Below are 12,836 nucleotides of genomic sequence, written 5' to 3' on the forward strand. Positions count from 1 at the left end.
GGGCAATAACATCAGGCACTATCCTGCAAACTTCTGGCATACATCCGCCCTTCCGCGGCCAGCGCCCGCAGGCTCGGATCCTGCTCGCGGTTGCGGGCAAAGACGATCGCAATCAGCTGCTGCATCTGGTACGGCTGCGCCAGCTTCAGTAGCTGCACCGAATTTTCGTACACTTTCTTCATCCTGCCCGGCATCAGCGTAAACCCGACTCCCGCCTGCACCAGGCTCAGCATCGAGAAGATATCGTTCACGCGCGTCACAATCTCCGGCTCGAAACCGGCGATATGAAACGCTTCCTGAAACCCGGCGTAAGTGGCGAACCCTTCCGCGAGGGCGACAAACTTCTGATCTTTATAGTCACGCAGATCGGCGGGGCCGCTGGTATTCAGCGTGGCAGAAGCCGGTGCGGCAAGGAAAATATCGTCATGGAACAGAGGAAGCACTTCGAGGCTGTTACGGTCGATATCGCTTTCGGAGATAGAGATTAAAATCGCATCCAGCGATCCCTCATCCAGCATATGGAGCAGGGTTTCGTTCGAGCCCATCGTCAGATCCATCTCCAGATCCGGACGGCGCAGCTTCATGCCCATTATCAGGCGCGGCACGGTTTCCAGCGTTAGCGAGTAGAGCGTGCCGACGCGTAACCGCCCCTGACCAATGCCGGCGACCTTGCGCGACTCTTCCAGCCCGCGCTCCATCACCTGCATCACCTCCTGACAATACTCCAGCAGCGTCCACGCGGAGGGGAGGGCAATCAGGTTACGCCCTTTGTGGGTAAAGAGCGGGCAGCGGACATTCTCTTCCAGGGTATGCAGCGCGCGGTGCACGCTGACGCCGCTCAGGCCGAGCGTTTCGGCGGTACGTGCGATATTGCCCTTCTCCATGAACGTCATGAAGATGCTGAGCTTACGGAATGTAATCTCGCTCGTGGTATCGAAGCTCATAACCCTCCCGGCGTGTTAGTCGGCTTGCAGCATCGCTTCCAGCTGTTCCTGCGCGTCCAGCCATGCCATTTCGCACTCTTCGAGGCTGGATTTGGTTTTCGCCTGAGTTTGCAGACAGTCCGTCAGCTCCGCTTTGCGGCTCTGATCGTACAGTTCGCTGTCGCCCAGCTTCTCTTCGACGGCAGCAAGCGTGGCGTTGAGCTTTTCCATCTCTTTTTCGAGGCGGGCAATCTCTTTACGCAGCGGTTGCGTCTGGGTGCGCAGCTCCGCTTCACGGCGCTTCTGGTCTTTACGCGCCTGGGCGCTGTTGGCGTTGTCTTTCGCTGACTCTTCCGGCTGGTTTTCCTGCTTCTGCACGTCCGTCAGCCACTGCTGGTAGTCTTCCAGGTCGCCGTCAAACGGTTCGACTTTGCCGCCGTGTACCAGATAGAGATCGTCGGTGGTGGAGCGGATCAGGTGGCGATCGTGCGACACGACAACCAGCGCCCCTTCGAACTCAATCAGCGCTTCGGTCAGCGCCTGACGCATGTCGAGATCGAGGTGGTTGGTTGGTTCATCAAGCAGCAGCAGGTTTGGACGCTGCCAGACGATCAGCGCCAGTACCAGACGCGCTTTTTCACCACCGGAGAAACGCGCTGTATTTTCAGTCACCTTATCGCCCTGGAAGCCAAAGCCGCCGAGGTAGTCGCGCAGCTTCTGCTCCATTTCCTGCGGCGCCAGGCGCGCCAGGTGCTGGATCGGCGATTCATCCGCGCGTAAAAATTCCAGCTGATGCTGGGCGAAGTAGCCAAGCTTGATGCCTTTCGCCAGGCCGATTTCGCCGCTGACCGGGTTAAGCTCGCCCGCCAGCAGCTTGATCAGCGTCGATTTACCGGCGCCGTTACGCCCCAGCAGGCCAATGCGTGAACCCGGCACCAGGTTGAGCTTGATAGAGTCGAGGATAATGCGATCGCCATAGCCCGCGCTCACTTTTTCCATTTTCAGCAGCGGGTTCGGCAGGCTCTCCGGCTCGCGGAAACTGAAGTGGAATGGGTTATCCACATGCGCGGGAGCGATCATCTCCATGCGTTCCAGCATCTTGATGCGGCTCTGCGCCTGCTTGGCTTTTGACGCCTTGGCCTTGAAGCGATCCACAAAGCTTTGCAGGTGCGCCACGCGCTGCTGCTGGCTTTCATACATCGCCTGTTGCTGGGCAAGGCGCGTCGCGCGCTGGCGCTCGAAAGAGCTGTAGTTGCCGGTGTATTCGAACATGCTTTGCTGTTCGATATGAATGATTTTATCCACCACCGGATCGAGGAAGTCGCGGTCGTGGGAGATCAGAATCAGAGTGCCCTGATAGCTCTTGAGCCACTTCTCCAGCCAAATAACCGCATCAAGATCGAGGTGGTTGGTGGGTTCATCGAGCAGCAGGAGGTCGGAGCGGCAGATCAGCGCCTGCGCCAGGTTAAGGCGCATACGCCAGCCGCCGGAGAAATCGCTCACCGGGCGTTCAAGCTGTTCGTTGCTGAAACCCAGGCCGTGCAGCAGGCTGGAGGCGCGGGAGCGAATGGTCCAAGCATCGATGGCGTCCAGCTTGCCGTGGACGGTGGCGATGGCGTGGCCGTCGTTGCGTTCGTTGGCGGCGTTGAGCTCTGCTTCGAGCTTGCGGTATTCACGGTCGCCGTCGATAACATAGTCGAGCGCGGGTTCGCTCAGCGCGGGCGTCTCCTGGTTCACCCAGGCGAGCTGCCAGTTGCCCGGGAATGTAAAGTTACCGCCATCCGCGCTTATCTCGTTTTTCAGCAGTGCCAGCAGGGTGGATTTACCGCAGCCGTTTTTGCCGACCAGCCCCACTTTCTGGCCCGGGTTGATGGTAGCAGTCGCGTTATCCAGCAGGACGCGCACGCCGCGACGAATTTGTAACGAGGAGAAAACAATCATAGAAGCGCCGTATGTTCCGACTATGTTAATTTGTCATTATGATAATGTAAGGTGTGGGCCATTTTCCCCACCGGGCCGCCATGGTAGCCCAAAACGACAACAATACACAAAAACAGAACCGGGAGGGGAATGATGTCTCAGACAGCGAAAGTGCTGCTGCTGTATGCCCATCCGGAATCACAGGACTCGGTGGCGAACCGGGTGCTGCTTAAGCCGGCCACACAGCTCAGTAACGTAACGGTGCACGATCTCTACGCGCACTATCCCGATTTTTTTATCGATATTCCTTACGAGCAGGAACTGCTGCGTCAGCACGACGTGATTGTGTTCCAGCATCCGCTTTATACCTACAGCTGTCCGGCACTGCTGAAAGAGTGGCTGGACCGCGTGCTGAGCCGGGGCTTCTCCAGCGGGGTGGGGGGCAACCAGCTGGCGGGAAAGTACTGGCGGAGTGTCATTACCACCGGTGAGCCGGAAAGCGCTTACCGTCACGACGGGCTGAACCGTTACCCCATGAGCGACATTCTGCGGCCGTTTGAGCTGACGGCGGCGATGTGCCGTATGCACTGGATGAGCCCGATTATTATCTACTGGGCACGGCGGCAGGATCCGAAAGCGCTGGCGAGCCATGCCAGGGCCTATGGCGAATGGCTGGCGTCACCGATTCCGGCGGGAGGACGCTAATGGACGGTTCGAATTTACTCCTTGCCGGGGTGCTGTTTTTGTTCGCCGCCGTCGTCGCGGTCCCGCTTGCCGCGCGTCTCGGCATTGGCGCGGTGCTGGGTTATTTGCTGGCGGGGATAGCCATTGGCCCCTGGGGGCTTGGGTTTATCAGCGATGTGGATGAAATTCTTCACTTCTCTGAACTGGGCGTGGTCTTCCTGATGTTCATCATTGGCCTTGAGCTGAACCCCTCCAAGCTGTGGCAGCTGCGGCAATCTATTTTTGGCGTCGGGGCGGCGCAGGTGTTACTCAGCGCGGCCATTCTCGCGGGACTGCTGATGTTGACGCAGTTTTCCTGGCAGGCCGCGGTGATTGGCGGGATCGGTCTTGCGATGTCGTCGACGGCGATGGCGCTTCAGCTGATGCGCGACAAAGGGATGAACCGCAACGAGGCGGGGCAACTGGGCTTTTCGGTGCTGCTGTTCCAGGATTTAGCGGTGATCCCGGCGCTGGCGCTGGTGCCGCTGCTGGCGGGATCCGGAGACGATCATTTCGACTGGATGAAGATTTCCATGAAGGTGCTGGCCTTCGCGGGGATGCTGATCGGCGGACGGTTTTTACTGCGTCCGGTATTCCGGTTTATTGCAGCATCCGGCGTGCGCGAGGTATTCACCGCCGCAACGCTGCTGCTGGTGCTTGGCTCAGCGCTGTTTATGGATGCGCTGGGGCTGTCGATGGCGCTTGGGACGTTTATCGCCGGGGTGCTGCTTGCGGAAAGCGAGTACCGCCACGAGCTGGAGACCGCCATCGATCCGTTTAAGGGGCTGCTGCTAGGGCTGTTCTTTATCTCGGTGGGTATGGCGCTTAATCTTGGCGTGCTCTATACCCATCTGCTGTGGGTTATTGCGAGTGTCGCCGTGCTGGTGGCGGTCAAAACGCTGGTGCTGTATCTCCTCGCGAGGATTTACGGGCTGCGCAGCTCGGAAAGAATGCAGTTTTCCAGCGTGTTAAGCCAGGGGGGAGAATTTGCGTTTGTGCTGTTTTCCACGGCGTCGTCTCAGAAGCTGTTCAAAGATGACCAGATGGCGCTGCTGCTGGTGACGGTCACGCTGTCGATGATGACCACCCCGCTGCTGATGAAGCTGGTGGACAAACTGCTGTCGCGCCGCCTGAATCCCGCAGACGATGAAGACGAAGCGCCGTGGGTGGAAGATGATAAACCGCAGGTGATCGTCGTGGGCTTTGGTCGCTTCGGACAGGTGATTGGTCGCCTGTTGATGGCGAACAAAATGCGCATCACGGTGCTGGAGCGCGATATCAGCGCCGTCAACCTGATGCGCAAATATGGTTATAAGGTGTACTACGGCGATGCGACGCAGCTTGAGCTGTTGCGCTCGGCGGGCGCAGAGGCTGCGGAGTCCATCGTCATCACCTGTAACGATCCGGAAGACACGATGAAGCTGGTGGAGCTGTGCCAGCAGCATTTCCCGCATCTGCATATTCTGGCGCGTGCGCGTGGACGTGTGGAGGCTCACGAACTTTTGCAGGCGGGTGTGAAACACTTCTCCCGCGAAACCTTCTCCAGCGCGCTGGAGCTGGGACGCAAGGCGCTGGTTTCGCTGGGTATGCATCCTCATCAGGCGCAACGCGCCCAGATGCATTTCCGCAGGCTGGATATGCGAATGCTGCGTGAACTGATGCCCGTGCACAGCGACACGGCGCAGATCTCCCGCGTGCGGGAAGCGCGTCGCGAACTGGAGGAGATCTTCCAGCGTGAGATGCAACAGGAACGACGCCAGCTCGACGGCTGGGATGAATTTGAATAAAGGGTAACGAAAGATGGCTGTACGTAAACGCTTTATCGCGGGCGCAAAATGCCCATCCTGCCAGGCGCAAGATACGCTGGCCATGTGGCGTGAAAATAATATCGATATCGTTGAATGTGTTAAGTGCGGTCACCAGATGCGTGAGGCCGACAAAGAAGCCCGCGATCATGTTCGCAAAGAAGAGCAAGTGATCGGCATTTTTCATCCAGACTAGCGATATGCTCTGAGTTTTTTTAAGCTTAAGGGTACACGGGTGCAGATTTCCGCTACAATCTGCGCCAGCAATTTTCCCACGCTCAGGAGATATCATGAAAGTAGCAAAAGACCTGGTGGTCAGCCTGGCCTATCAGGTACGTACAGAAGACGGTGTGTTGGTTGATGAGTCTCCGGTGAGTGCGCCGCTGGACTACCTGCATGGTCACGGTTCCCTGATTTCCGGCCTGGAAACGGCGCTGGAAGGCCATGAAGTTGGCGACAAATTCGACGTTGCTGTAGGCGCGAACGACGCTTACGGTCAGTATGACGACAACCTGGTTCAGCGCGTTCCTAAAGACGTATTCATGGGCGTTGACGAGTTGCAGGTTGGCATGCGCTTCCTGGCGGAAACTGACCAGGGTCCGGTTCCGGTTGAAATCACTGAAGTTGAAGACGACCACGTTGTAGTTGACGGCAACCACATGCTGGCGGGTCAGAACCTGAAGTTCAACGTAGAAGTTGTTGCGATCCGTGAAGCGACTGAAGAAGAGCTGGCTCATGGCCACGTTCACGGTGCGCACGGTCACGACCATGACCACGATCACGGCCATGACGGCTGCTGCGGTGGTCACGGCCACGACCATGGTCATGACCACGGCCACGGTAAAGGTGGTTGCGGTAACGGCGGCTGCGGTTGCCACTGATTCCGTACTCCGGAAAATAAAAAAGCGGGATAATCCCGCTTTTTTTACGCCTCAATAATGAGGTGGTGGCGTCTCTTCTGACTGAGAGGCAATGTTTGACGGCTGCGTGGCCTTCAGCTTTTCCGTCAGCAGGCGCATGTGATCGCGCAGTTTTGCCATTTCAAGCTCATGGGCCGTCACGGTCTGGTTCAGTTCTTCGATGGTGATGTCCTGAAAAGCCAGGCGGCTTTCCAGCTCAGCCAGTCTCGCTTCGATCGTTGTATCCTTCATCATTCACCTCGTTTATCTGTCGTTCGCCATAATGGACCAGCGGCGGCGAAGTTTAGCTGACTTTTTCCTTAAGTACAGTATCCATCTCCCTGACAAGAAACTTATTTAAACAAAAATAGTCTGAAAAGAAGCGACATTCGGGGGAGTCTGTCTGTAGATTTCTTCCACAACGTTTTATAGTACGTCACTCATTTACGTTTAACACTGGGGTGAGAGACCTCAGGTCCTGGAGATATGGATGAAATCACTGTTTAAAGTTACGCTGCTGGCGACCACTATGGCTGTAGCGCTCAATGCGCCGCTGTCTTTCGCTGCTGATACTGCTGCGAAGCCTGCTGCGACTACAGACAGCAAAGCGGCATTCAAAAATGACGACCAGAAATCCGCCTACGCACTTGGCGCGTCTCTGGGTCGTTACATGGAAAACTCTCTGAAAGAACAAGAGAAACTGGGCATCAAACTGGACAAAAACCAGCTGATCGCAGGGGTCCAGGATGCGTTCGCAGACAAGAGCAAACTGTCTGACCAGGAAATCGAGCAGACTCTGCAAGCGTTTGAAGCGCGCGTGAAAGGCGCCGCTCAGACCAAGATGGAAGCAGATGCTAAAGATAACGAAGCGAAAGGCAAAGCCTACCGCGACAAGTTCGCTAAAGAGAAAGGCGTTAAAACGTCTTCTACTGGCCTGATCTATAAGGTTGAGAAAGAAGGTACTGGCGACGCGCCTAAAGACAGCGACACCGTTGTGGTGAACTACAAAGGTACGCTGATCGACGGTAAAGAGTTCGATAACTCTTATACCCGTGGTGAGCCTCTCTCCTTCCGTCTGGATGGTGTGATCCCGGGCTGGACCGAAGGCCTGAAGAACATCAAGAAAGGCGGTAAAATCAAGCTGGTCATCCCACCGGATCTGGCTTACGGCAAAACCGGCGTTCCGGGTATCCCGGCTAACTCCACGCTGGTATTTGATGTAGAACTGCTGGACATCAAACCGGCGCCGAAAGCGGATGCGAAAACAGACGCACCGGCTGACGACAAAGCCGCAGCAGCTAAGAAGTAATGCTGAAAAAAACCGCCGCCTTTACAGGCGGCGGTTTTTTTATTGTGGGGCAGATATAATTAACACTGGAAAGCGTTATACACGCTGTATTAATTTAGTTGTCCGTGTAGATAATGAGCCTGCCCTGAAAACCTAACGACAGGCTCCTGAAAAGGAGTGTTTTTTTCATGTCCAGGTCGCTTTTAACCAACGAAACCAGTGAACTTGATTTGCTGGATCAACGTCCATTTGATCAGACCGACTTCGATATTCTGAAATCCTACGAAGCGGTAGTGGACGGGTTAGCGATGCTCATTGGTTCCCACTGCGAAATCGTATTGCATTCCCTGCAAGATCTTAAGTGTTCCGCTATCCGCATTGCGAATGGTGAGCACACTGGCCGTAAAATTGGTTCGCCAATCACCGACCTTGCATTGCGTATGTTGCATGACATGACCGGCGCGGACAGCAGCGTCTCAAAATGCTATTTCACCCGCGCCAAAAGCGGCGTGCTGATGAAATCAGAAACGATCGCGATTAGAAACCGCGAACACCGGGTAATCGGTTTGCTGTGCATCAACATGAACCTTGATGTGCCATTCTCGCAAATCATGAGCACCTTCATCCCGCCAGAAACGCCGGACGTGGGCTCATCGGTGAACTTTGCTTCTTCGGTTGAGGATCTCGTGACCCAGACGCTGGAGTTCACCATTGAAGAGGTGAATGCCGATCGCAACGTATCCAACAACGCCAAGAATCGTCAGATCGTCCTGAACCTCTATGAGAAAGGGATTTTTGATATCAAAGATGCCATCAACCAGGTGGCCGATCGCCTGAATATCTCCAAACACACGGTTTACCTCTATATTCGCCAGTTCAAAAGCGGCGACTTTCTGGGACAAGACAAGTAATGCGTTTTGCGTTAATGGTGACGGGCCCGGCGTACGGTACCCAGCAGGCCAGCAGCGCGCTACAGTTTGCCCATGCGCTGCTTGATGCCGGTCATGAACTGGCAAGCGTCTTCTTCTATCGTGAAGGGGTCTATAACGCGAACCAGTTTACGTCCCCGGCGAGCGATGAGTTTGACCTTGTGCGCGCCTGGCAAAAATTAAACGAAACGCAGGGCGTTGACCTGCATATCTGCGTCGCGGCGGCACTGCGTCGCGGCGTGACGGATGCGACCGAAGCCGAACGCCTTGGTCTGGCGGGGGCTAACCTGCAACCGGGCTTTTCCCTCAGTGGTCTAGGTGCCCTGGCACAGGCGGCGTTGACCTGCGACAGAGTGGTGCAATTTTGATGAAGCGCGTAGCGTTTGTTTTTACTTCTGCGCCGCATGGCAGCGCTTCAGGCCGGGAAGGGCTGGATGCATTGCTCGCGACATCGGCATTAACCGAAGATATCGGCGTCTTCTTTTTAGGCGATGGCGTATTCCAGCTTCTTGCAGGCCAACAACCGCAGGCCATTCTTGCGCGCGACTACATTGCGACCTTTAAAGTTCTGCCGCTCTATGACATTGAAACCTTCTATGTGTGCGCCGACTCGCTGGCCGCGCGTGGGTTAAACGAGAAAACACCGTTCGTGCTGGACGTGACGATCCTGACATCTGCTGCGCTGCGCGAACAACTCTCTCACTACGATACCGTTCTGACTTTCTGAGGCTGTCATGCTCCATACCCTGAGCCGTTCACCGTGGCAATGCGATATCGACACGTTACTGAGCATGCTGCGCGAAGGTGATGATCTGCTGCTGATTCAGGATGGCGTGCTCGCGGCGCTTGAAGGCAGCCGTTTTGTTGAAATCCTCGCGAATGCCCCCATTACAGTCTCTGCGCTGAAAGAGGATCTGGATGCGCGGGGTCTTTCTGGTCAAATTTCAGCCAAAATTGACGTGGTTGGCTATACTGATTTCGTCAATCTTACTGTGACGCACGCCAGTCAAATGAACTGGTGATTTGAGATCGCTGTATATTTCTTGACACCTTTTCGACGTAGCCCTAAAATTTCGCGTCCTCATATTGTATGAGGTCGTTTTATTACGTGTTTACGAAGCAAAAGCTAAAACCAGGAGCTATTTAATGGCAACAGTTAACCAGCTGGTACGCAAACCACGTGCACGCAAAGTTGCAAAAAGCAACGTGCCTGCGCTGGAAGCCTGCCCGCAGAAACGTGGCGTATGTACTCGTGTATATACCACCACTCCTAAAAAACCAAACTCCGCACTGCGTAAAGTATGCCGTGTGCGTTTGACTAACGGTTTTGAAGTGACTTCCTACATCGGTGGTGAAGGTCACAACCTTCAGGAGCACTCCGTGATCCTGATCCGTGGCGGTCGTGTTAAAGACCTTCCGGGTGTTCGTTACCACACCGTTCGTGGTGCGCTGGACTGCTCAGGTGTTAAAGACCGTAAGCAGGCTCGCTCCAAGTACGGCGTGAAGCGTCCTAAGGCTTAATGGTTCTCCGTTAAGTAAGGCCAAACTGATTTATCTTAATGTCAAACTAAACTCGTAGAGTTTTGGACAATCCTGAATTAACAACGGAGTAATCCCATGCCACGTCGTCGCGTCATTGGTCAGCGTAAAATTCTTCCAGATCCGAAATTCGGATCAGAACTGCTGGCAAAATTTGTAAATATCCTGATGGTGGATGGTAAAAAATCTACCGCAGAAGCAATCGTATACAGCGCGCTGGAGACCCTGGCTCAGCGTTCTGGTAAAAATGAACTGGAAGCCTTCGAAGTCGCTCTCGACAACGTGCGCCCGACTGTAGAAGTTAAGTCTCGCCGCGTTGGTGGTTCTACTTATCAGGTTCCAGTTGAAGTTCGTCCGGTTCGTCGTAATGCTCTGGCAATGCGTTGGATCGTTGAAGCTGCTCGTAAACGCGGTGATAAATCCATGGCTCTGCGTCTGGCGAACGAACTTTCTGATGCTGCGGAAAACAAAGGTACCGCAGTTAAGAAACGTGAAGACGTTCACCGTATGGCAGAAGCCAACAAGGCGTTCGCACACTACCGTTGGTAATCCCTTCGGAGTCGTAGTCACCAGGCGGGCGCTTCAGAGAAGCCGCCCGCTCTGGGTAACTTAACTGAACGCCTAAAGATATAAACGAGGAATCAAATGGCTCGTACAACACCCATCGCACGCTACCGTAACATCGGTATCAGTGCGCACATCGACGCCGGTAAAACCACTACTACCGAACGTATTCTGTTCTACACCGGTGTAAACCATAAAATCGGTGAAGTTCATGACGGCGCAGCCACCATGGACTGGATGGAACAGGAGCAGGAGCGTGGTATTACTATCACCTCCGCAGCGACTACTGCATTCTGGTCAGGTATGGCTAAGCAGTACGAACCGCATCGCGTAAACATCATCGACACCCCAGGGCACGTTGACTTCACCATCGAAGTAGAACGTTCCATGCGTGTTCTTGACGGCGCGGTAATGGTTTATTGCGCAGTTGGTGGTGTTCAGCCACAGTCTGAAACCGTATGGCGTCAGGCAAACAAATATAAAGTTCCACGCATCGCGTTCGTTAACAAAATGGACCGTATGGGTGCTAACTTCCTGAAAGTTGTTGGCCAGATCAAAACCCGTCTGGGCGCGAACCCTGTTCCGCTTCAGCTGGCAATTGGTGCTGAAGAAGGCTTCACCGGCGTTATCGACCTGGTGAAAATGAAAGCCATCAACTGGAACGAAGCAGATGCGGGCGTTACCTTCGAATACGAAGATATCCCGGCAGAGATGCAGGACCTGGCTGACGAATGGCACCAGAACCTGATCGAATCCGCAGCAGAAGCTTCTGAAGAGCTGATGGAAAAATACCTGGGTGGTGAAGAACTGTCTGAGCAAGAGATCAAATCTGCTCTGCGTCAGCGCGTTCTGAACAACGAAATCATCCTAGTAACCTGTGGTTCTGCGTTCAAGAACAAAGGTGTTCAGGCGATGCTGGATGCGGTAGTTGACTACCTGCCATCCCCGATTGACGTTCCTGCGATCAACGGCATCCTGGACGACGGTAAAGATACTCCGGCTGAGCGTCACGCAAGTGATGAAGAGCCATTCTCTGCACTGGCGTTCAAAATTGCTACCGACCCATTCGTGGGTAACCTGACCTTCTTCCGCGTTTACTCTGGTGTGGTTAACTCCGGTGACACCATCCTGAACTCCGTGAAAGCGGCGCGTGAACGTTTTGGCCGTATCGTACAGATGCACGCTAACAAACGTGAAGAGATCAAAGAAGTTCGTGCGGGCGACATCGCTGCTGCTATCGGTCTGAAAGACGTGACCACTGGTGACACTCTGTGTGACCCGGATCACCCGATCATTCTGGAGCGTATGGAATTCCCTGAGCCGGTAATCTCCATCGCAGTTGAACCAAAAACCAAAGCTGACCAGGAAAAAATGGGTCTGGCTCTGGGCCGTCTGGCGAAAGAAGACCCATCATTCCGTGTATGGACTGATGAAGAATCTAACCAGACCATCATCGCTGGTATGGGTGAACTGCACCTGGACATCATCGTTGACCGTATGAAGCGTGAATTCAACGTTGAAGCGAACGTGGGTAAACCTCAGGTTGCTTACCGCGAAGCGATTCGCGCGAAAGTTACCGACGTTGAAGGTAAACACGCTAAGCAGTCTGGTGGTCGCGGTCAGTACGGTCACGTTGTGATCGACATGTACCCACTGGAGCCGGGCTCTAACCCGAAAGGTTACGAGTTCATCAACGACATCAAAGGTGGTGTAATTCCTGGCGAATACATCCCTGCCGTTGATAAAGGCATCCAGGAGCAGCTGAAAGCTGGTCCTCTGGCTGGTTACCCGGTTGTAGACATGGGTGTTCGTCTGCACTTCGGTTCTTACCACGACGTTGACTCCTCTGAACTGGCGTTTAAACTGGCTGCGTCTATTGCCTTTAAAGAAGGCTTTAAGAAAGCAAAACCAGTTCTGCTTGAGCCGATCATGAAGGTTGAAGTAGAAACTCCTGAAGAGAACACCGGTGACGTTATCGGTGACTTGAGCCGTCGTCGCGGTATGCTGCGTGGTCAGGAATCCGAAGTAACTGGCGTTAAGATCCACGCTGAAGTTCCGCTGTCTGAAATGTTCGGATATGCAACTCAGCTGCGTTCTCTGACCAAAGGTCGTGCATCATACACTATGGAATTCCTGAAGTATGATGATGCGCCGAACAACGTTGCTCAGGCCGTTATCGAAGCCCGTGGTAAGTAATCCACAGGATTAAAACCTAAGTCCCGTGCTCTCTCCGAAGGGGAGAGCAC

General features: G+C 54.5%; 15 protein-coding genes. 12 read left to right on the plus strand and 3 right to left on the minus strand.

Annotated elements, in window-relative coordinates:
- Positions 1-11 precede the first annotated feature (11 nt).
- Both CU081_RS06025 and CU081_RS06030 read right to left on the minus strand, forming a co-directional pair.
- Entirely contained in the window at positions 12-944 is a 933-nt protein-coding gene (locus CU081_RS06025) for a LysR substrate-binding domain-containing protein (protein WP_003861682.1), read from the minus strand.
- A gap of 15 nt (positions 945-959) precedes the next feature.
- Entirely contained in the window at positions 960-2,864 is a 1,905-nt protein-coding gene (locus CU081_RS06030; protein WP_003861684.1) for an ABC transporter ATP-binding protein, read from the minus strand.
- 129 nt (positions 2,865-2,993) lie between these two features.
- Between CU081_RS06030 and kefG the strand changes: the two genes are divergently transcribed.
- The 4 genes from kefG (at position 2,994) to slyD (ending at position 6,252) form a co-directional block, all read left to right on the plus strand.
- Positions 2,994-3,548, plus strand: a complete 555-nt coding sequence (kefG, locus tag CU081_RS06040) for a glutathione-regulated potassium-efflux system ancillary protein KefG (protein WP_059288194.1) — start codon at positions 2,994-2,996, stop codon at positions 3,546-3,548.
- Entirely contained in the window at positions 3,548-5,353 is a 1,806-nt protein-coding gene (gene kefB, locus CU081_RS06045) for a glutathione-regulated potassium-efflux system protein KefB (RefSeq protein WP_003861688.1), read from the plus strand. The genes kefG and kefB overlap by 1 nt, the downstream gene beginning before the upstream one ends.
- 13 nt (positions 5,354-5,366) lie before the next feature.
- Complete coding sequence (locus CU081_RS06050; RefSeq protein WP_003861689.1) at positions 5,367-5,567, plus strand: YheV family putative zinc ribbon protein; 201 nt, start codon at positions 5,367-5,369, stop codon at positions 5,565-5,567.
- Between the two features lie 94 nt (positions 5,568-5,661).
- Positions 5,662-6,252, plus strand: a complete 591-nt coding sequence (gene slyD, locus CU081_RS06055) for a peptidylprolyl isomerase (RefSeq protein ID WP_003861691.1) — start codon at positions 5,662-5,664, stop codon at positions 6,250-6,252.
- Positions 6,253-6,303: 51 nt separating this feature from the next.
- Here slyD and CU081_RS06060 read toward each other — a convergent pair whose 3' ends face one another.
- A complete protein-coding gene (locus tag CU081_RS06060; protein WP_003861693.1) occupies positions 6,304-6,522 on the minus strand; it encodes a protein SlyX in 219 nt (72 codons plus the stop codon).
- A 238-nt stretch (positions 6,523-6,760) separates the two neighbouring features.
- Here CU081_RS06060 and fkpA point away from each other — a divergent pair, with 238 nt between their 5' ends.
- From fkpA to fusA, 8 genes are all read left to right on the plus strand, one after another.
- The gene (fkpA, locus tag CU081_RS06065) at positions 6,761-7,579 is read left to right on the plus strand and encodes an FKBP-type peptidyl-prolyl cis-trans isomerase (protein WP_003861695.1); all 819 of its coding nucleotides are present in this window, start codon (positions 6,761-6,763) and stop codon (positions 7,577-7,579) included.
- 167 nt (positions 7,580-7,746) lie between these two features.
- Positions 7,747-8,469 carry a helix-turn-helix transcriptional regulator gene (locus CU081_RS06070; RefSeq protein ID WP_003861697.1) on the plus strand — a complete coding sequence of 241 codons (723 nt, stop codon included), beginning with the start codon at positions 7,747-7,749 and terminating at the stop codon, positions 8,467-8,469.
- Positions 8,469-8,855 carry a sulfurtransferase complex subunit TusD gene (gene tusD, locus CU081_RS06075; protein WP_003861699.1) on the plus strand — a complete coding sequence of 129 codons (387 nt, stop codon included), beginning with the start codon at positions 8,469-8,471 and terminating at the stop codon, positions 8,853-8,855. The genes CU081_RS06070 and tusD overlap by 1 nt, the downstream gene beginning before the upstream one ends.
- Positions 8,855-9,214 (plus strand): sulfurtransferase complex subunit TusC, encoded by a 360-nt coding sequence (tusC, locus tag CU081_RS06080; RefSeq protein ID WP_003861700.1) that lies wholly within the window; start codon positions 8,855-8,857, stop codon positions 9,212-9,214. The genes tusD and tusC overlap by 1 nt, the downstream gene beginning before the upstream one ends.
- A gap of 7 nt (positions 9,215-9,221) precedes the next feature.
- A complete protein-coding gene (gene tusB, locus CU081_RS06085) occupies positions 9,222-9,509 on the plus strand; it encodes a sulfurtransferase complex subunit TusB (RefSeq protein WP_015571409.1) in 288 nt (95 codons plus the stop codon).
- A gap of 124 nt (positions 9,510-9,633) precedes the next feature.
- Complete coding sequence (gene rpsL, locus CU081_RS06090; RefSeq protein ID WP_000246815.1) at positions 9,634-10,008, plus strand: 30S ribosomal protein S12; 375 nt, start codon at positions 9,634-9,636, stop codon at positions 10,006-10,008.
- A gap of 96 nt (positions 10,009-10,104) precedes the next feature.
- Complete coding sequence (rpsG, locus tag CU081_RS06095; RefSeq protein ID WP_003861706.1) at positions 10,105-10,575, plus strand: 30S ribosomal protein S7; 471 nt, start codon at positions 10,105-10,107, stop codon at positions 10,573-10,575.
- A 96-nt stretch (positions 10,576-10,671) separates the two neighbouring features.
- Positions 10,672-12,786: an elongation factor G gene (fusA, locus tag CU081_RS06100; RefSeq protein ID WP_022651946.1), complete on the plus strand. Its 2,115-nt coding sequence runs from the start codon at positions 10,672-10,674 to the stop codon at positions 12,784-12,786.
- Positions 12,787-12,836 lie beyond the last annotated feature (50 nt).

Source organism: Enterobacter sp. CRENT-193, assembly GCF_002787395.1.
Classification (GTDB): domain Bacteria; phylum Pseudomonadota; class Gammaproteobacteria; order Enterobacterales; family Enterobacteriaceae; genus Enterobacter; species Enterobacter hormaechei_C.

What these genes read in the sequence shown, in the direction of transcription:
- CU081_RS06025 (WP_003861682.1), bottom strand. Translation starts at nt 944, where the DNA reads ATGAGCTTCGATACCACGAGCGAGATTACATTCCGTAAGCTCAGCATC.
- CU081_RS06030 (WP_003861684.1), bottom strand. Translation starts at nt 2,864, where the DNA reads ATGATTGTTTTCTCCTCGTTACAAATTCGTCGCGGCGTGCGCGTCCTG.
- kefG (WP_059288194.1), top strand. Translation starts at nt 2,994, where the DNA reads ATGATGTCTCAGACAGCGAAAGTGCTGCTGCTGTATGCCCATCCGGAA.
- kefB (WP_003861688.1), top strand. Translation starts at nt 3,548, where the DNA reads ATGGACGGTTCGAATTTACTCCTTGCCGGGGTGCTGTTTTTGTTCGCC.
- CU081_RS06050 (WP_003861689.1), top strand. Translation starts at nt 5,367, where the DNA reads ATGGCTGTACGTAAACGCTTTATCGCGGGCGCAAAATGCCCATCCTGC.
- slyD (WP_003861691.1), top strand. Translation starts at nt 5,662, where the DNA reads ATGAAAGTAGCAAAAGACCTGGTGGTCAGCCTGGCCTATCAGGTACGT.
- CU081_RS06060 (WP_003861693.1), bottom strand. Translation starts at nt 6,522, where the DNA reads ATGAAGGATACAACGATCGAAGCGAGACTGGCTGAGCTGGAAAGCCGC.
- fkpA (WP_003861695.1), top strand. Translation starts at nt 6,761, where the DNA reads ATGAAATCACTGTTTAAAGTTACGCTGCTGGCGACCACTATGGCTGTA.
- CU081_RS06070 (WP_003861697.1), top strand. Translation starts at nt 7,747, where the DNA reads ATGTCCAGGTCGCTTTTAACCAACGAAACCAGTGAACTTGATTTGCTG.
- tusD (WP_003861699.1), top strand. Translation starts at nt 8,469, where the DNA reads ATGCGTTTTGCGTTAATGGTGACGGGCCCGGCGTACGGTACCCAGCAG.
- tusC (WP_003861700.1), top strand. Translation starts at nt 8,855, where the DNA reads ATGAAGCGCGTAGCGTTTGTTTTTACTTCTGCGCCGCATGGCAGCGCT.
- tusB (WP_015571409.1), top strand. Translation starts at nt 9,222, where the DNA reads ATGCTCCATACCCTGAGCCGTTCACCGTGGCAATGCGATATCGACACG.
- rpsL (WP_000246815.1), top strand. Translation starts at nt 9,634, where the DNA reads ATGGCAACAGTTAACCAGCTGGTACGCAAACCACGTGCACGCAAAGTT.
- rpsG (WP_003861706.1), top strand. Translation starts at nt 10,105, where the DNA reads ATGCCACGTCGTCGCGTCATTGGTCAGCGTAAAATTCTTCCAGATCCG.
- fusA (WP_022651946.1), top strand. Translation starts at nt 10,672, where the DNA reads ATGGCTCGTACAACACCCATCGCACGCTACCGTAACATCGGTATCAGT.